Annotated in this window: 21 protein-coding genes and 1 tRNA gene; 10 read left to right on the top strand and 12 right to left on the bottom strand. The window is 67.3% G+C overall.

Features of this window, described 5'->3' with window-relative positions; translation table 11 throughout:
- Positions 1–4: 4 nt before the first annotated feature.
- Positions 5–2,005 (bottom strand): phosphatase PAP2 family protein, encoded by a 2,001-nt coding sequence (locus ACSFA0_RS12415; protein ID WP_435450474.1) that lies wholly within the window; start codon positions 2,003–2,005, stop codon positions 5–7.
- 228 nt (positions 2,006–2,233) lie between these two features.
- Here ACSFA0_RS12415 and ACSFA0_RS12420 point away from each other — a divergent pair, with 228 nt between their 5' ends.
- Positions 2,234–2,605, top strand: a complete 372-nt coding sequence (locus tag ACSFA0_RS12420) for a hypothetical protein (RefSeq protein WP_435450475.1) — start codon at positions 2,234–2,236, stop codon at positions 2,603–2,605.
- Between the two features lie 17 nt (positions 2,606–2,622).
- On the opposite strand, the gene ACSFA0_RS12425 is transcribed toward ACSFA0_RS12420, so the two are convergent.
- The 3 genes from ACSFA0_RS12425 to ACSFA0_RS12435 all read right to left on the bottom strand — a co-directional run bounded on the left by ACSFA0_RS12425 (position 2,623) and on the right by ACSFA0_RS12435 (position 5,765).
- Entirely contained in the window at positions 2,623–4,137 is a 1,515-nt protein-coding gene (locus tag ACSFA0_RS12425; protein WP_435450476.1) for a tripartite tricarboxylate transporter permease, read from the bottom strand.
- A gap of 1 nt (position 4,138) precedes the next feature.
- A complete protein-coding gene (locus ACSFA0_RS12430) occupies positions 4,139–4,675 on the bottom strand; it encodes a tripartite tricarboxylate transporter TctB family protein (RefSeq protein WP_435450965.1) in 537 nt (178 codons plus the stop codon).
- A 130-nt stretch (positions 4,676–4,805) separates the two neighbouring features.
- The gene (locus ACSFA0_RS12435) at positions 4,806–5,765 is read right to left on the bottom strand and encodes a Bug family tripartite tricarboxylate transporter substrate binding protein (RefSeq protein WP_435450477.1); all 960 of its coding nucleotides are present in this window, start codon (positions 5,763–5,765) and stop codon (positions 4,806–4,808) included.
- Between the two features lie 116 nt (positions 5,766–5,881).
- Here ACSFA0_RS12435 and ACSFA0_RS12440 point away from each other — a divergent pair, with 116 nt between their 5' ends.
- Genes ACSFA0_RS12440 through ACSFA0_RS12455 form a run of 4 tightly spaced genes read left to right on the top strand, consistent with a single transcriptional unit; the run spans position 5,882 to position 8,733 of the window.
- The gene (locus ACSFA0_RS12440; protein WP_435450478.1) at positions 5,882–6,565 is read left to right on the top strand and encodes a response regulator transcription factor; all 684 of its coding nucleotides are present in this window, start codon (positions 5,882–5,884) and stop codon (positions 6,563–6,565) included.
- Positions 6,566–6,594: 29 nt separating this feature from the next.
- A complete protein-coding gene (locus ACSFA0_RS12445; RefSeq protein WP_435450479.1) occupies positions 6,595–7,980 on the top strand; it encodes a sensor histidine kinase in 1,386 nt (461 codons plus the stop codon).
- A 2-nt stretch (positions 7,981–7,982) separates the two neighbouring features.
- Positions 7,983–8,411 carry an RNA-binding S4 domain-containing protein gene (locus ACSFA0_RS12450; RefSeq protein ID WP_435450480.1) on the top strand — a complete coding sequence of 143 codons (429 nt, stop codon included), beginning with the start codon at positions 7,983–7,985 and terminating at the stop codon, positions 8,409–8,411.
- 25 nt (positions 8,412–8,436) lie between these two features.
- The gene (locus tag ACSFA0_RS12455; RefSeq protein ID WP_435450481.1) at positions 8,437–8,733 is read left to right on the top strand and encodes a hypothetical protein; all 297 of its coding nucleotides are present in this window, start codon (positions 8,437–8,439) and stop codon (positions 8,731–8,733) included.
- Between the two features lies 1 nt (position 8,734).
- Here the strand turns inward: ACSFA0_RS12455 and ACSFA0_RS12460 are convergent, their stop codons facing one another.
- On the bottom strand, positions 8,735–9,022 hold the full coding sequence (locus tag ACSFA0_RS12460) for a hypothetical protein (RefSeq protein WP_435450482.1): 288 nt from the start codon (positions 9,020–9,022) through the stop codon (positions 8,735–8,737).
- Between the two features lie 185 nt (positions 9,023–9,207).
- On the opposite strand from ACSFA0_RS12460, the gene ACSFA0_RS12465 reads away from it, so the two are divergent.
- Entirely contained in the window at positions 9,208–9,594 is a 387-nt protein-coding gene (locus tag ACSFA0_RS12465) for a hypothetical protein (RefSeq protein ID WP_435450483.1), read from the top strand.
- 37 nt (positions 9,595–9,631) lie between these two features.
- Here ACSFA0_RS12465 and ACSFA0_RS12470 read toward each other — a convergent pair whose 3' ends face one another.
- Positions 9,632–9,904, bottom strand: a complete 273-nt coding sequence (locus ACSFA0_RS12470) for a hypothetical protein (RefSeq protein WP_435450484.1) — start codon at positions 9,902–9,904, stop codon at positions 9,632–9,634.
- Positions 9,905–10,159: 255 nt separating this feature from the next.
- Here ACSFA0_RS12470 and ACSFA0_RS12475 point away from each other — a divergent pair, with 255 nt between their 5' ends.
- Entirely contained in the window at positions 10,160–10,693 is a 534-nt protein-coding gene (locus ACSFA0_RS12475) for a hypothetical protein (RefSeq protein WP_435450485.1), read from the top strand.
- Between the two features lie 128 nt (positions 10,694–10,821).
- Here the strand turns inward: ACSFA0_RS12475 and ACSFA0_RS12480 are convergent.
- The 6 genes from ACSFA0_RS12480 to cysS form a co-directional block, all read right to left on the bottom strand.
- A tRNA-Ser gene (locus tag ACSFA0_RS12480) sits at positions 10,822–10,914 on the bottom strand.
- 36 nt (positions 10,915–10,950) lie between these two features.
- The gene (locus ACSFA0_RS12485; protein ID WP_435450486.1) at positions 10,951–12,219 is read right to left on the bottom strand and encodes an aspartate kinase; all 1,269 of its coding nucleotides are present in this window, start codon (positions 12,217–12,219) and stop codon (positions 10,951–10,953) included.
- Between the two features lie 96 nt (positions 12,220–12,315).
- Positions 12,316–13,266 carry a tRNA lysidine(34) synthetase TilS gene (gene tilS / locus ACSFA0_RS12490; protein ID WP_435450487.1) on the bottom strand — a complete coding sequence of 317 codons (951 nt, stop codon included), beginning with the start codon at positions 13,264–13,266 and terminating at the stop codon, positions 12,316–12,318.
- A gap of 35 nt (positions 13,267–13,301) precedes the next feature.
- On the bottom strand, positions 13,302–14,282 hold the full coding sequence (locus ACSFA0_RS12495) for an acetyl-CoA carboxylase carboxyltransferase subunit alpha (RefSeq protein ID WP_435450488.1): 981 nt from the start codon (positions 14,280–14,282) through the stop codon (positions 13,302–13,304).
- 15 nt (positions 14,283–14,297) lie between these two features.
- Positions 14,298–14,948 carry a DNA-3-methyladenine glycosylase family protein gene (locus tag ACSFA0_RS12500; protein ID WP_435450489.1) on the bottom strand — a complete coding sequence of 217 codons (651 nt, stop codon included), beginning with the start codon at positions 14,946–14,948 and terminating at the stop codon, positions 14,298–14,300.
- 14 nt (positions 14,949–14,962) lie between these two features.
- Complete coding sequence (gene cysS, locus ACSFA0_RS12505; RefSeq protein ID WP_435450490.1) at positions 14,963–16,339, bottom strand: cysteine--tRNA ligase; 1,377 nt, start codon at positions 16,337–16,339, stop codon at positions 14,963–14,965.
- 201 nt (positions 16,340–16,540) lie between these two features.
- On the opposite strand from cysS, the gene ACSFA0_RS12510 reads away from it, so the two are divergent.
- From ACSFA0_RS12510 to ACSFA0_RS12520, 3 genes are all read left to right on the top strand, one after another.
- On the top strand, positions 16,541–17,158 hold the full coding sequence (locus ACSFA0_RS12510) for a tetratricopeptide repeat protein (RefSeq protein ID WP_435450491.1): 618 nt from the start codon (positions 16,541–16,543) through the stop codon (positions 17,156–17,158).
- A gap of 99 nt (positions 17,159–17,257) precedes the next feature.
- On the top strand, positions 17,258–17,809 hold the full coding sequence (locus tag ACSFA0_RS12515; protein ID WP_435450966.1) for a peptidylprolyl isomerase: 552 nt from the start codon (positions 17,258–17,260) through the stop codon (positions 17,807–17,809).
- 14 nt (positions 17,810–17,823) lie between these two features.
- A complete protein-coding gene (locus ACSFA0_RS12520) occupies positions 17,824–18,336 on the top strand; it encodes a peptidylprolyl isomerase (RefSeq protein WP_435450492.1) in 513 nt (170 codons plus the stop codon).
- The last annotated feature ends 17 nt before the right edge of the window (positions 18,337–18,353 follow it).

The following is an 18,353-nucleotide window of genomic DNA, read 5'->3' on the forward strand; positions in this document are numbered from 1 at the left end:
ATGGTCAGACCGCGTCGATGCGCAGCGACAGCTCGGTCGCGGTGTAGGTCGGGGTGACCTTGAAGCCGGCCGGCACGGTGATGGCGCTGAACTTGCCGATCAGCGCGCCGCTGCTCACGAGCGTGAGCACATCGCCCACGCTGGGCGCCGCACCGGCCTTGAATGTGACGTTCAACGTGCCGTCCAGCGCCGCCACGCCCTTGACCGCCAGACGCCCGGCGCCGTTGCCGCCGATGTTCATCTGCAGCGTCGTGCCGCCGAGCTGGGTGTAGGCGCCTGCCATCTTCACCATCGAATCGGCATTGCACACCAGTGTGCCGCCACCGACGTAGACGTTGCCCAGACCGAAGGCGCTCGCCGAGTCGGCTTGCAGCGTGCCGGCCACGAGCTGCGTGCCGCCGCTGTAGCTGTTCTTGCCACCCAGGCGCAGCGTGCCGGTGCCGGTCTTGCTGAGCTTGCCGGCACCGCCGATGTCGTTGCGCCAGCTGTCCATCGCGTGGAAGCCACCCAGGCTGGCATCCATCTTCACGATCACGTCGCCATTGAACGCGCCGTAGCCGTCGGCCGCGTCGAACAGGTTCAGGCGGCCCCAGCCTTCGGGGTCGTCCATCGCCGGGTAGCCGGATGCGATGGCGGTGGTCTTGAGCACCACGCGGCGCTGCTCGGCGTCGAGGTACGGCAGGCGGGTTTCGAGCAGCACTTCGGTGTTCTTGGGCACGACCGCCGGCTTGGTCTTGTCGCCGACTTGCGTGAAGCCGAAGGTCATGCGACGCAGGTAGGCAGCCTTGCTGGCGGCGTGGTTCGCGAAGCGGTCCTGGTCCGCGCCCTGCGAATGGGCGAAGGCGTTGAGGGCCGTGGCATCGGCGGCACCGACCGCCGTCATCAGCACCGATTGGGCCTGCGCGCGGGCCGCGGCCTTGCGCGCGGCGTTGGCGCCGGTCGACAGGCTGGCCGCCGCCACCGCATGGCCCTGGATGCGTCCACCGATCACGTCCAGCGGCGAGTGCATGCCCGACAGAATGCGGTTTTCGCCGAGCTCGAGGCCGCGCGCGACCATCTCCTGGAAGCGCTCGGGCACGACGTAGCCGAAGGCGAAGCCGTTGCGCACGGCCTCGGCCGTGTGGCCGCTGACGAAGCCGCCGTCGGTGGTGGGCGTGGTGCTCTTCGCCGGTTCCAGGGCGGGAACCACCTTGACGCTGCTGCTCCAGCGCCAGGGGCGTGCGTACTTGAAGTAGCGCTTGGCCGGCTCGGTGGAGCCGCTCTCGCCGATGCCTGCGATCAAGTCGACCACGGTCCCGAACGCCGGGTTGGCGGCGCCGGCCACACCCCAGTTGTTGCCGCCATCGTCGTACTTCACGGTCGTGGCATCGGCCGCGATGCCAGTGATCGTCGTGGTCTGCTGCGCCGCCGCGCGCCAGGCCGCCGTGAGGGGCCCCAGGCCGTCGCTGACGCTGTAAGCCTTTTGCCGGCGATCGTCGAGATAGGCCGCCAGCTCTTGCGCGCTGGTGCGCGCGGTGGTCGCGTCGACCACGTACTGGATGTTGTGGCCCAGCACGGCGGTGTTGAGCACCTTCCCGTCGCTGGCGTCCCCGGGAACCCCGCTCCAGGTGGACGCGGTGACGGCCGGAAAGCCCGCCTGCGGGGGGGCCGATTGGCCTGCGTCCACCAGCGACGTGCTGGGTTGCCAAAACTCGAGGAAACCGGCCACCACGCGCACGCCGGCGTTGGTTTCCTTGGTCGCGTAGCGCGCATCGCCGCGCTGGTTGGTCGCGGCGTTGTCGACGAACGGCGGGACGGCCACGGCGTCGGGCATCGGTGCGGTGTCGGTGAAGCCGAGGTCCTTCGGCGCGCCGACCGCGACGACCGGGGCCGGTGCGGCTGGCGCGGTGCCCGTGGAGGGCGTCGACGCACTCGAGTTGTCGCCGCCTCCGCCGCAGGCCGTGAGGCACAGCGCAGCGACGAGGGTGATGACGAAGGGTCGAGGGGATGACAAAAGAGGAGACATGAAGAGGGATTGGCTGCGGAATGGGAAAGGCACCAGCCGACAGAAGCGCCTGACTGGACGCCCGCAATCTAGTCAGCCAAGAAGTCATGCCCATGAAACGCGTGGCCCGTGGGTGGCACAGGCCGCGGCGTTTCGTCGCCCTTGACCTACCGTCGTACGCTGCGGCCTCGCACGCGCGCTGCGCGATCGCTCGGCACGATGAGGGGCTCATCACACACGGAGACGCCCATGCTCGCGACTCGCATCCAGTACGCCTTCGTCGGAACGGCGCTCCTGCTCGGCATCAACGGCTTCGCGCAGCAGGGGCCGAGCGACCGGGCCGCGGCTCAGCAGCGCTACGACGCTGAAGTTGCGGCCTGCAATCGGGGAAATCTGCCGGCACCGTCTCGCGAGGCTTGCGTGCGTGCGGCAGGACGTGCGTTGGACGGCGTGCTCGGCGGCCCGCCGACAGCGACGCCGACCCCGTCTGCCGACGGCCGCGCGACGGTGGTGGCGCCAGTCGGCTCCGCCACGCCGCCGGCGGCGTCGGACACCATGACCACGCGCGACGGCCGCGCCACCATCGTGCTGCCTGCCGACCGCGCCGGCGCGCCGCGATAAAGCGCGCAGCGGCTTCGTCAGAGCGCTGCGGCCCGCGCCTTCTTCATCGCCATCGCCTTGGCGACGCGCGGCAGGATCAGCACAGCCAGCACCACGAGGATCAGCACGATCGACATCGGGCGCTGGAAGAACACCACCGCACTGCCCTCGCCGATCGACATCGCATTGCGCAGCTGCGCTTCGGCGAGCGGGCCGAGGATCATGCCGACCACCACGGGCGCGGTCGGGAAGTCGAAGCGCCGCATGACCACGCCCAGCACGCCGATGGCGTAGAGCAGGAACAGGTCGAAGGCGCTCTGGCGCATGCCGTAGGCACCGACCGTCGCGAAGATCAGGATGCCGGCGTAGAGCTGGGGCTTGGGGATTTTCAGCAGCTTGACCCACAGGCCGACCATCGGCAGGTTGAGCACCAGCAGCATCACGTTGCCCACGTAGAGCGACGCGATCAGCGCCCACACCAGCGCGGCCGAAGTCGTGAAGAGCTGCGGGCCGGGCTGGATGCCGTAGTTCTGGAACGCACCGAGCAGGATGGCGGTGGTGTTGCTGGTCGGGATGCCGAGCGTGAGCAGCGGGATGAGTGCGGCCGTCACCGTTGCGTTATTGGCCGCCTCGGGGCCGGCCACGCCTTCGATGGCGCCGGTGGTGCCGAACTCTGCGCTGTCCTTTGGGTCCTTGGCCAGCTTCTTTTCCATCGCATAGCTCAGGAAGGTCGGGATCTCGGTGCCGCCCGCCGGGATGCAGCCGAAGGGCGTGCCGATGGCGGTGCCACGCAGCCAGGCGGGAATCGACCGCTTCCAGTCGCGCTTGCTCATGTGCACGCGGCTGAGCTTGTTCTGGCCCTCGACGACCTTGCCTTCGTACAGCACCGCGTACAGCACTTCGGCCACGGCGAAGAGGCCGACCGCAACCAGCACGATCTCGATGCCGTCGAGCATTTCAGGGATGCCGCCGGTGTAGCGACCCTGGCCCGAGATCTGGTCGAGGCCGACGCAGCCAGCGGCCAGGCCGATGAAGAGCGCCGTCATGCCGCGCAGGGTGCTCTTGCCCAGCACCGCGCTCACCGTGGTGAAGGCCAGCAGCATCAACAGGAAGTACTCGGGCGGACCGAGCTTCACGGCGAACTCGGCCACGAAGGGCGCGAACAGCGTCACCACGACGGTGGCGATGGTGCCGGCCACGAAGGAGCCGATGGCCGCGGTCGCGAGCGCGGCGCCCGCGCGGCCGCTCTTGGCCATCTTGTTGCCCTCCATGGCGGTCACCATGCTGGCCGTCTCCCCGGGCGTGTTCAGCAGGATGGAGGTGGTCGAGCCACCGTACATCGCGCCGTAGTAGATGCCCGAGAAGAAGATCATCGAGGCCGTGACGTCGACCTTGCCGGTGATGGGCAGCAGCATCGCCACCGCCACCGCCGGGCCGATGCCGGGCAGCACGCCCACGGCCGTGCCGAGGGCGCAACCCACCAGGCACCAGAGCAGATTGGCCGGGGTGATCGCCGCAGCGAAGCCCTGCATGAGTGCGCCAAAGATATCCATGTCAGAGCCAGCCGGTAGAGGTGAGGCCCGGCAGATTGATCGCCAGGAACTGCGTGAACGTCCAGAACACCGGCGCCGAAATCAGCACGCCGGTGACCGCATCGATGCCCCAGGTGCGCGGGCTGTTGACCGCCGCCTGCCCGCTAGCGCGGCGCAGGCCCTGCACGGCAAGCACGTAGCAAAGCGTGCAGCTGAAGATGAAGCCGATCGTGGTGATGAGCGATGCATTCAGCAGCAGCCCGGCCGATACCCAGACGAAGCCCGACCAGTAAGTCTCGACGGCACCTGAGGGCGCGTCCATGTCGCGAAAGCCGCCGGTGCGCGACTCCCAGATGATCCACGCGCCGCAGATCGACAGCACGATCGACACGAGCCAGGGCAGGAAATTGGGACCGACACCGCCGTAGCCGGCATCGGACGAAATATCGATCGCGCCGACCCCCAGCCCGAGGCCGGTGAGCAGCACGCCGACACCGACCAAGGTCTGCGGCCACGTGGTGCCGCGCCCCACATCCGCGGGAAGAGAGCTGGAGTTCATGTTTTTTTCTGAGGGAGGAGCGAAATCGTCCCCTTCCAGGGACACCACGGAACCGGCTTCGCCGGGCGTTGGTGTCGCCCCCGGAAGGGGTGGGCGCAGCCACACCATGTGGGCAAGCCCCGGGGAAGCGTCAAATCATTCCGGACTTGGCCATGATGGCGCGCAGGCTGGCGAAATCGTCGTCGACGAACTTGGCGAAGGCGTCGCCCGACAGCACGGCCGGCGTCCAGTCGTTCTTCTTGAGCGCTTCGGCCCAGGCCGAACTCTTCAGCGCCGCGAGCACCATGTCGGTGACGGTCTTGCGCTGCTCGGGCGTGAGGCCCGGGGCGCCGTACACGCCGCGCCAGTTGCCGATTTCGACGTCGATGCCCTGCTCCTTCAGCGTCGGCACGTTGATGCCCGGCAGGCGCTGCGCCGAGGTCACGGCGATCGCGCGCATCTTGCCCGCGGCGATGTACTCCGCGAACTCGCTGTAGCCGCTGCCGCCGACCGTGACGTTGCCGCCCAGGATGGCCGCGGTGGCTTCACCGCCGCCGCGGAAGGCCACGTAGTTGATCTTCGACGGGTCGGCGCCGACCTTCTGCGCGATCATCGCCGCGGCGATGTGCTCGGTGGAACCGCGCGAACCGCCGCCCCACTTGACGCTGCCCGGGTCCTTCTTGAGCTGGTCGACCACGTCCTTCATGGTCTTGAGCGGCGAGCTGGCCGGCAGCACGAACACGTTGTATTCGGTCGTGATGCGGGCGATCGGCGTGGCCTGCTCGAGCTTGACCGGCGGCTTGCCGGTGATGATGCCGCCCAGCATGACCGAGCCCATGACCATCAGCGCGTTCGGGTCACCCTTGGCGCCGTTGACGAACTGGGCCAGGCCCAGCGCACCGGCAGCGCCACCCTTGTTGTCGTAAGTGACCGTATCGGCCACCTTGGCGTCGGTCAGGGCCTTGCCCAGCGCGCGGCCGGTGGTGTCCCAGCCGCCACCCGGGTTGGCGGGGATCATCATCTTGAGGTTGGCGGCAGCGCGTGCCGACAGGGGCAACGCGCCCGCGGCGGCCAGGGCGGCCAATGACTTCAAAAAGGTGTCGCGACGCATCGAGTGTCTCCTTATGGGGTGGAATCTGGGGGAAGCTGAACGCCGCTATGATGCGCCGCCCCGCTGTCAGTTGGCTGTCCTGCGGACTGGGGTAAACACCGAACCCCACCCCGCCGATGAAGCTCCTGCTGGTCGAAGACGACCCCACCATGCAAACCACGCTGCAGCGCACGCTGGGCCGCCGCCGTATCGACGTGCGGGTGTGTGGCGACGGCGCGCTCGCGCTGGCGCAATGGCAGGTGCTGGAGCCCGATGTGGTGGCGCTCGACCTCAACCTGCCGAACCTCGACGGGCTGCAGGTGTTGGCCCAGGCGCGTGCTGCCGGGCTGCGCACGCCGGTGCTGCTGCTGACGGCCCGCGGCACGGTGGGCGACCGCATCGTCGGGCTCAATGCCGGCGCCGACGACTACCTGCCCAAGCCCTTCGATCTGGACGAACTCGAGGCGCGCCTGCGCGCCCTGCGGCGCCGCCACCAGCAGGCCGACGGCAGCGATGCACCGCCCGGCCCGCCACCGGTCGGTGGGCTGCGCTACGAGGTCGCGAGCGGCGCCATCTACCACCGCGCCGAGGTGCTCGAACTCACGCCGCGCGAGCTGGCGCTCTTGAAAGCGCTGATGGCCAACCCCGGCCATGCCGTCACCAAGGAACGGTTGTTCGAGCTGGTCTTCCCCGGCGAAGCGGATGTGCAATACGAGGCGATCGAGGTGGTGGTGTATCGCCTGCGCAAGAAGCTGGTGGGCACCGGCACGGCGCTGATGACGCTGCGTGGATTGGGCTACTTGCTGCGTGAGGAGCCGTGAGGCGGCACTTCACGGTCCCGGCGACCTCTTTGCGTGCACGGCTTCTGCTAGGCATCCTGGTGCCGGTGGCGCTGGTCATCGCGGTCAACAGTGTGAGCCTGTATCGTCAGAGCCTGGCCGCCGCCACCATCGCCTACGACCGCACGCTGCTGGCGTCGGCCAAGACCATCGGCGAGCAGCTCGACGTGACCGGCTACGACGAAGCGGCGGTGCTGCGCGCGGTGGTGCCCTACTCCGCGCTCGAAGCCTTCGAGGCCGACAGCCAGAGCCGCATGTACTACCGCGTGTCGACGCTCAACGGCGAGATGATCTCGGGCTTCGACGAGGTGCCCTTCTGGCGCGGCACATTGCCGATACGCCCACCTTACGCGGCGCTGGTCGACTTCTACGACGCGGAGTTTCGCGGGCAGCAGGTGCGCATCGCCGTGCTGCTGCAACCCGTGGCCAGCTCCGTCGGCCGGGGCATGGCGGTGGTGCAGGTGGCGGAAACGCTTGAAATCCGCGAGACGCTGGCGCGCAAGCTGTTGCTCGACACGCTCTGGCGGCAGGCCGTGCTGCTGGCCGTGATCGCCGCGGTCACCGCGCTGGTCGTGCAGCGCGCGACCCAGCCGGTGCGCGCGCTGGGCGAAGCCATCGAGTCCCGCGCCGCCGACGACCTGTCGCCCATCGAGGCGCCCGACGCCCCGCGCGAACTCCGCCCGCTGGTCGAAGCGACCACGCGCGTCATGGGCCGGCTGCAGGCGCTGCTCGACCACCAGAAGCGCTTCGTGCGCGACAGCGCCCACCAGCTGCGCACGCCGCTGGCCGTGCTCAAGGCACAGGTGCAGTCGGCGCGGCGTGGCGACGTGCCGGCGGATCAGGCCCTCAGCGAGATCGACGCCACCGTGGCGCGGGCGACGACGCTGGCCAACCAGATGCTCTCGCTGGCCAAGGTCGAGCAGTTGCGCCAGCAGCCGGAGTCGAGCACCCAGGACCTGGGCGAGGTGGTGCGCCAGGTCGCGCTCGACGTGTCGCCGCTGATCGCCGACAAGGCGCTCGATTTCGAGCTCGACGCCAACGTGGTGCAGGTGCACGCCCACCGCTGGATGCTGCAGGAGCTGACACGCAACCTGCTGCACAACGCCATCAAGCACAGCCCGCGCGGCGGCATGCTGTCGGTGCGGGTGCGCGCCGACGATGGCGAGGCGCTGCTGAGCATCGCCGATGCCGGCCCCGGCATCACGGACGAACTGCGGGGCCGGTTGTTCGCGCCCTTCTCCGCGGGCGACATGTCCAGCGGCTCGGGGCTCGGCCTGGCGATTTGCCAGGAGATCGTGCATGCGCTGGGCGGACACATCGCGCTGGACAATCGCATCGTCGGCAACCAGGTGGTCGGGCTCGACGCCACCGTGCGGCTGCCGCTGGAACAAGGATAGGAATGGATCGTCTGCGTATCGACAAGTGGCTGTGGGCCGCGCGCTTCTACAAGACCCGCTCGCTGGCGGCCGACGAGATCGGCAAGAACCGCGTGCAGGTCAACGGCGACGTGGCGAAGGCCTCGCGTGAAGTCAAGGCGGGCGACACCGTCGCGCTGCGTCAGGGCGCCGTCCTGCGCACCGTGGTCGTCCGGGGCGTGAGCGGGCAGCGCGGTCCGGCGCCGGTGGCGCAGCAGCTGTACGAGGAGACTGCCGACAGCATCGCAGCACAGGCCGCGGCTCGCGAACAGCGCCGCATGGGCAGCGAGCCGGCGCTGAGCATCGAACAGGGCCGGCCCACCAAACGCGAGCGGCGCAGCCTCGATCAGGCCAAGGGCGGCTGGGGCCCCCGCTGGAGCGCCAGCCTGGAAGACGACGGAAGCGGCGAGTAGCCATCGCGGTGCGGACCGTCCGGGGATGCCTGAATCGCGCCCGATCCAGGGCCTGTCCATACGGCGCTTAGCCGAATGGCGTATTGAGGCGGTGCGACGCCACGCGCAGACTGCGGCTTCGCTTCCCTCCTTCCTCGCTTCTTCCAAAGGCACCGAAATGGAAACGCTTTCACAGCTTCAATTCTTGGCGGCGCTGGGTTGCGCAGGCGCGGTCGGCATCGCGATGCTGCTGACGATGACCCGTTCGCAGATCGAACTCACCCAGGCGATGGCAGCCCGCGTCGCCGCCTCGATCGCCACGCTGGACGACCCCGCGCATTGACTCAGAAGCGCCCCAGCAGGCGCCGGCGAGGCGCCCTCCCGGGACGCGCCGCGGCGCCGTTCGGCGTTGTCAGCGGGAAGCGGCGCAGCATCCGAAGTCCGAGTGGCGTGACCGCTTCCACCGTAGCCGGCGGCTGGTCGTAGCCGTAGAGCGTGCGAACGGGCAAGGGAATCGTCGCCTTCACATGGCCCGCCAGACACAGAACCCGCAGACCATCCACCTCCTGGCCGGAGAACACGTTGACCGGCAGCGCCGCTTGCGCGAGTTGATGAAGGAGCAGAAGTGACACGGATGGACCTTGGTGAGCGGCAAGCGCGGCGACTGCCGCATCGCTGACACGCTGGAAGCTTCGATTTTCGGCGGGCGTACGTTCCTCGCACCCGGTCCGTGGTGAACTATGCCCGTGCGGCGTGAATAAGTTGACACTGGTTAACAGTGGACGGCGAAGATACTCGTGGGTACTCGGAGGTGCTCATGAGTCAATGGGAAGTGGAATTCGCCGGCGCAGTGGCCAACCTGGAAACGGCCTACGCCGTGGATCAGCGCGCCTACGACGCACTGCGCGATCCCCTCAAGGCGTCATGGGCCTTGCTCCCCACCTGGATGTGGCCCGAACCCGAACGCGTCGGCGCGCTGTTGCGTGCACGGATCGATCTGGTGGCCGCGGAAGACGACGTGCGGGACCTGGTGCGTCGCCAGAGCATCGCCATCCGCCACGCGCGGGCGCGCCGTCAGGCGATGGTCCAGCGTCGGGCCTTTGCGCAGACGACACCCGACGAGCTCAGCGGCCCCGCTGCCCTGGCGGCCTTGGTCCGGCCCGGCATCATCGCGAACGAACAGCCCCTGAGGCCGCCCGTCTGAGGCACGCCGGCATCGCTGCCGGCGACACGGCCGACGACTACTGAATCGTCGTGTGGGCGACGTCGAAAGACGGGCTGATGAAGGTCGGCGCGGCGAATGTGCCGCGACGCGGGCCATCGGCCCCGGCAGCGGCCTGCGGCGCCATGTAGCCCGCCGCCAGCGCGGCCTGGTAGCTCTTGGCCGGCGCATCGGCCGCGTCGATCGGCTCGTAGATCCCGGCGTCGTCGTTTTCTTCCTGCAGCACCCAGAAATACAGGCCCGGCCAGGGCTCGTCCACGGTCAATGCGATGCGGCGCAAATCAGCAGTCATTTCGTCATTCCTCGTCGGGCTGGACCCGATGCTGTTGTGTTTCGGGACCTGAAGGAACCGAGTTCTTTAGTTCACGTTCGGTGAGCTTTGTCACCTTCTTTCGACAGGCTGAATTAGGCATGCCTTTCAGTCGATACGCACGTGACGCGTGGCGCGATGTAATGCTTTTAAGTGATAAATCCCGCAAAACGACGCGAACGTTAGTACTCCTTTCTCGCCTCCATGCCGTCCAATGAGCGTTCGCAAGGGACGCCCATGAACCAGCCACCACCGACACCGCAAGAGCCGCAGGAGCCGTTCGATTTCGACTACGCACCCGATGCGCTGGAGGTTCGAATTTCCGAGCTCGCCATCGCCACGTCCGACCGTAGCGACCCGATGGTCGACGATGCCTTGTGCACTGTTCTGCGGATACTGAAAGAACAGCACGCGACCGACGCGGCCTTCGTGCTCGAACTGGTCGACGGCCGCCGTGTGCCGCGCTCGCTCGACAGCACGGCGTGCGGCAGTTTCCACACCGCCCGCTTCGGCAACCCCCTCGACTTCGCCATGGCGTGGCAGGCCGTGCCCAGGATGTCGAGCGCCACCTGCTATGTGAGCGTCCCGGTCGTGCTGCTCGACGGACGCGTCTACGGAACGTTGTACGGCCCGTGTCACGACCTGACCGAAGCGTCGCGCCAGCGCGATCTCGCGCGGCTGGAACTGACCGCGCAACTGGCGGCCCGGCTGATCGATGCGAGACGGGCACGGGTGCGAACAGCGAGCATGGCTCTCGCGACAGAAACGTAGCGGCGGAGGGTTGCGGCTGTCCCGACCGCGCCTCAACGACAGGGGCCCCGGGCCGACGGTCGTCCGCAATGGAAAAAGCCCCGCGGCGAGATCGCGCGGGGCTTTTTGGGTCCGTCATGGACGGTATCTGGCGGAACCGGAGGGATTCGAACCCTCGATGAGGCTCTACACCCCATACTCCCTTAGCAGGGGAGCACCTTCGGCCACTCGGTCACAGTTCCTTTGGAGGCGTGATTATGCCAGTGTTCGGGCCGTTTTCAGGCGGTCGGCTGGTCGAGATCGAAGGCTTTGTGCAAAGCGCGCACCGCCAGCTCCATGTACTTCTCGTCGATGACGACGGAGGTCTTGATTTCGCTGGTGGAAATCATCTGGATGTTGATGCCCTCTTCGCTCAGCACGCGGAACATCTTGCTCGCGACGCCCACGTGGCTGCGCATGCCGATGCCCACGATGCTGACCTTGCAGATCTTCGTGTCGCCGACGATCTGATCGGCGCCGAGCGTGGGCAGCACCTTGGCCTTGAGCAGGTCGGTGGCCTTGGCGTAGTCGTTGCGGTTCACCGTGAAGCTGAAGTCGGTCTTCCCGTCCTTGCTCAGGTTCTGGATGATCACGTCGACTTCGATGTTCGCATCGGCGATGGCACCGAGGATGTGGTACGCGATGCCCGGCTTGTCGGGCACGCCCAGCACCGAGATCTTCGCTTCGTCGCGATTGAACGCGATGCCGGATACGACGGCTTGTTCCATGTTTTCGTCTTCCTCGAAAGTGATCAGCGTGCCGGACTTGGCTTCTTCATTGATGTCGATGTCCCAGGGCGTGAAGCTCGAGAGCACGCGCAGCGGGACCTTGTACTTGCCGGCGAATTCCACCGAGCGAATCTGCAGCACCTTGGAGCCGAGGCTCGCCATCTCGAGCATTTCCTCGAAGCTGACGGTCTGCAGCCGGCGGGCATCGGGTTCGACGCGCGGGTCGGTGGTGTAGACGCCGTCGACGTCGGTGTAGATCAGGCACTCGGCAGCCTTCATCGCCGCAGCGATGGCCACGGCGGAGGTGTCGCTGCCGCCACGGCCGAGCGTCGTGATGTTGCCGGCATCGTCCACGCCTTGGAAGCCGGTGATGACGACCACCTTGCCCGCGGCCAGGTCGGCGCGCACGCGGGCATCGTCGATGCTCTCGATGCGGGCCTTGGTGAAGGCGCTGTCGGTGCGCACCGAGACCTGCCAGCCCGCGTAGCTCACCGACGGCACGCCTTCGGCCTGCAGCGCGATGGCCAGCAGCGCCGACGAGGCCTGCTCGCCGGTCGACGCGAGCATGTCGAGTTCGCGGTCGTGGCTCGAGTCGGGCTTGCTGGACGCGAGCTCCTTCGCGAGGCCCAGCAGCCGGTTGGTCTCGCCGCTCATGGCACTCGGGACCACCACCATCTGGTGGCCGGCGCGTGCCCATTTGGCGACGCGCTTGGCGACGTTCTTGATGCGCTCGGTCGAGCCCATCGACGTACCGCCGTATTTGTGAACGATCAATGCCATGGGTGAAATCAAGGAGAGGAAAAACGGACGCCGCGATGTCGGCGACGGCCCTGCGGACCGCTTCGTCGATGGCCGGTTCAGCGCGAGGGCTGCGAGCTACGGCGAAGGCGCGACATTGTACCAACGCAGCCGCGCGCCATCCCGCTCGACGAAGCCGTCGGCCACCTTCAGCCGGATGCCGTGGCCGCGGGTGCGGCAGGCCTCGATCTGGTCGAGCAGCTGCTGCAACTGCGCTTCGCTGGGCACCGCGCGGTGTGCGCTGCGCAACCAGTGCCGCAAGGCGTTGGCACGGCGCTCGCGCGACAGGGCTTGCAAAGCGTCGATGGCTGGCGGCATGCCGGCCGCCACCAGATCGATCTCTGCCAATTCGCTCAGCAAGGCCGACGCGCGCGCCGCGTTGCGGGCGCTGCGCGCGAAGGTGTCGCGGAACTGCGGCAGGGCCTCGGCCAGCGCCGGCAGCACCCGCCGGCGGATGCGGTTGCGCGTGTAGCGCTCATCGGCGTTGCTCGGGTCTTCGATGAACGGGATGGCCTCAGCCGCGAGCCAGGTGCGCAAATCGGTCGCTGGTACATCGAGCAACGGCCGATGGAAGCGAACGCCGTGGCGGATCATCTCGCGCGGCATGGCGGCCAGGCCATCGAGGCCCGCGCCGCGGCCTAGCGCGATCAGCATCGTTTCGACCTGGTCGTCCGCGTGCTGGGCGAGCAGCACGTCTTGGAGCCCCTGCGCCGACGCGAGCGCCGCCAGCGTGGCGTAGCGCGCGCGCCGTGCAGCGTCTTCCGGGCTGTCGCCGCTGTCATGGCGGGCATCGACCCGACCGATGTGCAGCGGCACGCTCAGCGCGTCGCAGGTGGATGCGCAGTGGCGCTCGAAATCATCCGCCGCCGACTGCAAGCCGTGGTGCACATGCAGTGCATGCACCTGCCCCGGCCAGCGCGCCGCCGCCGCATGCAGCAAGGCCGTCGAATCGGCACCGCCACTGTAGGCGATGCCCAGCGGAAGCGACACCGCCCACGAGGCGAGCGCGTGGGCGGCGGGGTTGTCCATGGTGAAGGGCGGACCGGAACCGGTCCGCGAGCACGTCAGCGGGTGCTGTCGGCCTTGGTGTCCGAGAAACGACCGTAACTCTGCAGGCGCTCATAGCGGCGATCGAGCAGTTCCTTCACCTTCAGGTCGCTGACCTGGCGGAAGGCGTCGTTCAGCGCGCGCTTGAGGAAAGCGGCCATCTGCTTGTGGTCGCGGTGGGCGCCGCCGACCGGCTCGTTCACGATCTTGTCGACCAGGCCCAGTGCCTTCAGGCGATGGGCCGTGATGCCCAGCGCGTCGGCCGCTTCCTGGGCCTTCTCACTGGTCTTCCACAGGATCGATGCGCAGCCTTCGGGGCTGATCACCGAGTAGATGGAGTACTGCAGCATCACCAGCTGGTCGCCCACCGAAATGGCCAGCGCGCCACCGGAGCCGCCCTCGCCGATGATGGTGACGATGATCGGCACCTCGAGCTGCGCCATCTCGAAGATGTTGCGGCCGATGGCTTCCGACTGGCCGCGCTCTTCCGCGTCGATGCCGGGGTAGGCGCCGGGCGTGTCGACGAAGGTGAAGACCGGCAGCTTGAACTTCTCGGCCGTCTTCATCAGACGCAGCGCCTTGCGGTAGCCCTCGGGCTTGCTCATGCCGAAGTTGCGCGCGGTGCGCTCCTTCGTGTCACGGCCCTTCTGATGGCCGATCACCATGCAGGGCACGCCGTTGAAGCGCGCCAGCCCGCCGATGATCGACAGGTCGTCCGAGAAATGGCGGTCGCCATGCAGCTCGACGAAGTCGGTGAAGATCTCGTGGACGTAGTCGAGCGTGTACGGGCGTTCCGGATGCCGGGCGATCTTGGTGATCTTCCAGGGCGTCAGGTCGCTGTAGATGTCCTTGGTGAGCTGCTGGCTCTTCTTGCTGAGCTGATCGATCTCTTCGGAGATATCGACCGCTGATTCCGTCTGCACATAGCGCAGTTCTTCGATCTTGCCTTCGAGTTCAGCGATGGGCTGCTCGAAGTCGAGGAAGGTTCGTTTCGCCAACGTCTTCTCCAGTTTTTAGTACGCGACCGGTACCGGGTCGAGCGACCGCCAAATATACCAAGTCGCCACGCTGCAATAAGGGGCCCAGCCCACGCCCACCTCACGCAGGTCGCTGCGGCTGACCGGCTCGCCCGAAAAGTAGTTCTGGCTCACGCCGTTGATCAGGCCGACATCGTCCAGTGGCAGCACGTTGGGGCGCATGAGGTGGAAGATGAGGAACATCTCGGCGGTCCAGCGGCCGATCCCGCGGATCGCCACCAGCTCCTCGATGATCATCTCGTCGGTCATGTCCTTCCAGGCGTCGATGTGCACCGCGCCGGAATCGAAATGGATGGCGAGGTCGACCAGGTACTCGACCTTGCGCGCCGACAGCCCGGCCGCACGCATGTCGTCGACCTTGAGCTTGAGCACGTTGCGCGGCGTCATCTTGCGCGGCAGCGCCTCGAACCGGTCCCAGACGGACTGCGCCGCCTTCACAGAAATCTGCTGGCCGACGATGCTGCGCGCCAGCGTGGTGAAGGCATCGCCGCGCGACTCCAGGCAGGCGTCGCCGAACTGCGGGATGAGCCGCTTCATCACCCGATCCTTCTTGGACAGGTGCTTGCAGGCTTCCACCCAATAGTCGGGCGTGATGATCTTGACGGGCAGGGCAACGGCGGGCGACATCGGGGCCGGGTCTTTCACTGCGCCGCCGCCCAGGTCGTGCCTGTGGCGGAGTCCTTGAGCACGATGCCTTGCGCGAGCAGGTCGTTGCGGATGCGGTCGGCTTCGGCGAAATTCTTCGCGGCCTTGGCCGCCGCGCGCTGCGCGATCAGCACCTGGATGGCTGCGTCGTCGAGCGCACTGCCCGACTGAAGGAACTGCTGCGGGTCGCCCTGCAGCAGGCCCAGGGTGCCGGCCAGCGCCTTCAGCAAGCCGGCCGTCTCGGCCGATGCGGTGCGATTGACTTCGCCCGCCAGATCGAACAGCACGGCGATCGCCTCGGGCGTGCCGAAATCTTCGTCCATGGCGGCCTTGAAGCGCGCGGCCTGCGGCTGCGACCAGTCGATGGCGACCGTGGCCGGCGCCACCGAATGCAGCGCCGTGTAGAGACGCTTGAGCGCGTTGCGCGCGTCGTCCAGATGCGCATCGCTGTAATTGAGCGGGCTGCGGTAATGCGTGCGCACGAGGAAGAAGCGCAGCGTCTCGCGGTCGTACTTCTGCAGCACCTCGCGGATGGTGAAGAAGTTGCCCAGGCTCTTGGACATCTTCTCGTTGTCCACGCGCACGAAGCCGTTGTGCATCCACACCTTGGCCAGCGGTTGGCCGTGTGCACCTTCGCTCTGCGCGATCTCGTTCTCGTGGTGTGGGAACTGCAGGTCGGCGCCGCCGCCATGGATGTCGAAGGTCTCGCCCAGCGTGGCGCAGCTCATGGCGGAGCACTCGATGTGCCAGCCCGGCCGGCCCGAGCCGAAGGGGCTGGCCCACTTGACCTCGGCGGGCTCGGTCGGCTTCGATGCCTTCCACAGCACGAAGTCGAGCGGGTCGTCCTTGCCGTCGAGCACCGCGACGCGCTCGCCCGCATGCAGTTCGTCGAGCGACTTGCCCGACAGCTTGCCGTAGCCGGGGAACTTGCGCACCGCGTAGTTCACATCGCCCATCGGCGAACGGTAGGCCAGGCCCTTCTGCTCGAGCGTCTCGATGATGTCGAGCATCTGCGGCACGTACTCGGTGGCGCGCGGCTCGATGGTCGGCGGCTCGATGCCTAGCGCGGCGATGTCCTCGTGCATCAGCGCGATCATCTCGTCGGTCAGCGCGCGGATCGTGATGCCGCGCTTGACCGCGCGCTCGATGATCTTGTCGTCGATGTCGGTGATGTTGCGCACGTAGGTGACGTCGAGGCCAGTGGCGCGCAGCCAGCGCTGCACCACGTCGAAGGCCATCATCATCCGCGCGTGGCCGATGTGGCAGAGGTCGTACACGGTCATGCCGCAGACGTACATGCGCACCTGGCCGGGTTGCAGCGGAGAAAACTCCTCCAGTTCACGCGACAGCGTGTTGTAGATGCGCAGACTCATGGAAATCGGAAAGCGTCCACCCGCGGCTCGGGGAACGCGGGCGAACAAGGTTTTGTCAGGGGTGTGGGGGCTGCCGCACGAGGGGTTTGGCTTGGCCCCTCGGCTACAATCGCGCCCAGTATAAACGGCCCCTGCGGGGTACCTTGCACCGATCTTCGGGTGCGTCGACGAAGCCCGCGCCGGATCCTCTTCCCGAGCCTCATGAAGCAAGCCGTCACCCTCCTCGCGTCCTCCTTGTCCTTCCGCCCGGCTGTGCGCGTGCTCGGCGCGCTGTTGTTCGCCGCTGCCGCCACGCTGGCGCATGCCGACGACTACGCCGACGTCAATCAGCTGCTGCGCCAAGGCAAGGCCCCCGAGGCACTCGCCAAGGCCGATGCCTACATCGCCGGCAAGCCACGTGACCCGCAGATGCGCTTCCTGCGCGGCGTGATCCTCACCGAGCAAGGCAAAACGGCCGACGCGACCACGGCCTTCGTGCAGCTCACGCAGGACTTCCCCGAGCTGCCCGAGCCTTACAACAACCTGGCCGCGCTCTATGCGCAGCAGAGCAAGTTCGACCTGGCGCGCGACGCGCTGGAGAACGCGATCCGCCTGAACCCGAACTACGCCACGGCGCACGAGAACCTGGGCGACATCTATGCACGTCTCGCGGCGCAGTCCTATGCGAAGGCGCAACAGCTCGCGTCCGCCAATGCCAGCGCGGCGCCCAAGCTGGCGCTGATCCGACAGATCTTCACCGGTGTGCCGGCCACGGTGTCCACACCGCCGGCTCCAGCGGTTGCGCCGACCGAAGCGCGCAAACCCACGAACCCCAAGTAAGCCGCACGCACCTCGGCGCGCGGTGCCGCAGAGGCACGCCCACTCCCTCAGAAAGCGAGTCATCCCTTGAGCCTTCACATCCTCTCGCGCCGTACGGCGCTGGTCCTTGCGACGACCTTGACCCTGGGCCTGAGCGCCTGGGCACAAGGCAATGCGCCCCGCGTGAAGCTGACCACTTCGGCCGGCGACATCGTCGTCGAGCTGGCGCCCGAGAAGGCACCGAAGACGGTCGCGAACTTCCTCCAGTACGTCAACGACAAGCACTACGACGGCACGGTGTTCCACCGCGTCATCGACGGCTTCATGATCCAGGGCGGTGGCTTCACCGCCGACATGCGCCAGAAGCCGACGCGCGCCCCGGTGCCGCTCGAGGCCTCGAATGGCCTCAAGAACGCCAAGTACACGATCGCCATGGCGCGCACCGGCGACCCGAACTCGGCAACATCGCAGTTCTTCATCAACGTGAAGGACAACGCGATGCTCGACGCTCCCAACCCGGACGGCCATGGCTACACCGTGTTCGGCAAGGTCGTCGCGGGCGCCGACGTGGTCGACAAGATCCGCGCCGTCCAGACCGGCAACAACAGCGGCATGCAGAACGTGCCGCTCGACACCATCACCATCCAGTCCGCCACCGTCGTGGCGAAGTAACCCAGGAGCCATCCATGAGCAATCCCCAAGTCGAACTCGTCATCACCGGCCAGGGCACCATCACCCTCGAACTGGACCGCGCCAAGGCGCCGAAGTCGGTCGAGAACTTCATCGGCTACGTGAAGAGCGGCCACTACGACAACACGGTGTTCCACCGCGTGATCCCGGGCTTCATGGTGCAAGGCGGCGGCTTCGAGCCCGGCATGACGCAGAAGCCTACCGGCGCCGAGATCGAGAACGAGGCCAACAACGGCCTGAAGAACGACAAGTACACGGTCGCGATGGCACGCACCAGCGCGCCGCACTCGGCCACGGCCCAGTTCTTCATCAACATCGCGGACAACGGCTTCCTGAACCACACCGCGCCTTCGGCACAGGGCTGGGGCTATGCCGTGTTCGGCAAGGTCATCGCCGGCACCGAGGTGGTCGACAAGATCAAGGCCATCAAGACCGGCCGCAAGGGTTTCCACGACGACGTGCCGCTGGAAGACGTGGTCATCGAAAAGGCTACCGTCACGGTCGAGTAAGCCCCGGGTGTCGCGCG

Source organism: Variovorax restrictus (assembly GCF_051216715.1).
Classification (GTDB): domain Bacteria; phylum Pseudomonadota; class Gammaproteobacteria; order Burkholderiales; family Burkholderiaceae_C; genus Variovorax.

Bases quoted from the DNA above. Each gene is read 5' to 3' on its own strand.
- ACSFA0_RS12520 (WP_435450492.1), top strand. From the start codon at position 17,824: ATGAGCAATCCCCAAGTCGAACTCGTCATCACCGGCCAGGGCACCATC.
- ACSFA0_RS12425 (WP_435450476.1), bottom strand. From the start codon at position 4,137: ATGGATATCTTTGGCGCACTCATGCAGGGCTTCGCTGCGGCGATCACC.
- ACSFA0_RS12455 (WP_435450481.1), top strand. From the start codon at position 8,437: ATGCCTGAATCGCGCCCGATCCAGGGCCTGTCCATACGGCGCTTAGCC.
- ACSFA0_RS12420 (WP_435450475.1), top strand. From the start codon at position 2,234: ATGCTCGCGACTCGCATCCAGTACGCCTTCGTCGGAACGGCGCTCCTG.
- ACSFA0_RS12470 (WP_435450484.1), bottom strand. From the start codon at position 9,904: ATGACTGCTGATTTGCGCCGCATCGCATTGACCGTGGACGAGCCCTGG.
- ACSFA0_RS12475 (WP_435450485.1), top strand. From the start codon at position 10,160: ATGAACCAGCCACCACCGACACCGCAAGAGCCGCAGGAGCCGTTCGAT.
- ACSFA0_RS12440 (WP_435450478.1), top strand. From the start codon at position 5,882: ATGAAGCTCCTGCTGGTCGAAGACGACCCCACCATGCAAACCACGCTG.
- ACSFA0_RS12500 (WP_435450489.1), bottom strand. From the start codon at position 14,948: ATGTCGCCCGCCGTTGCCCTGCCCGTCAAGATCATCACGCCCGACTAT.
- ACSFA0_RS12450 (WP_435450480.1), top strand. From the start codon at position 7,983: ATGGATCGTCTGCGTATCGACAAGTGGCTGTGGGCCGCGCGCTTCTAC.
- ACSFA0_RS12435 (WP_435450477.1), bottom strand. From the start codon at position 5,765: ATGCGTCGCGACACCTTTTTGAAGTCATTGGCCGCCCTGGCCGCCGCG.
- cysS (WP_435450490.1), bottom strand. From the start codon at position 16,339: ATGAGTCTGCGCATCTACAACACGCTGTCGCGTGAACTGGAGGAGTTT.
- ACSFA0_RS12465 (WP_435450483.1), top strand. From the start codon at position 9,208: ATGAGTCAATGGGAAGTGGAATTCGCCGGCGCAGTGGCCAACCTGGAA.
- tilS (WP_435450487.1), bottom strand. From the start codon at position 13,266: ATGGACAACCCCGCCGCCCACGCGCTCGCCTCGTGGGCGGTGTCGCTT.
- ACSFA0_RS12485 (WP_435450486.1), bottom strand. From the start codon at position 12,219: ATGGCATTGATCGTTCACAAATACGGCGGTACGTCGATGGGCTCGACC.
- ACSFA0_RS12430 (WP_435450965.1), bottom strand. From the start codon at position 4,675: ATGAACTCCAGCTCTCTTCCCGCGGATGTGGGGCGCGGCACCACGTGG.
- ACSFA0_RS12510 (WP_435450491.1), top strand. From the start codon at position 16,541: ATGAAGCAAGCCGTCACCCTCCTCGCGTCCTCCTTGTCCTTCCGCCCG.
- ACSFA0_RS12415 (WP_435450474.1), bottom strand. From the start codon at position 2,005: ATGTCTCCTCTTTTGTCATCCCCTCGACCCTTCGTCATCACCCTCGTC.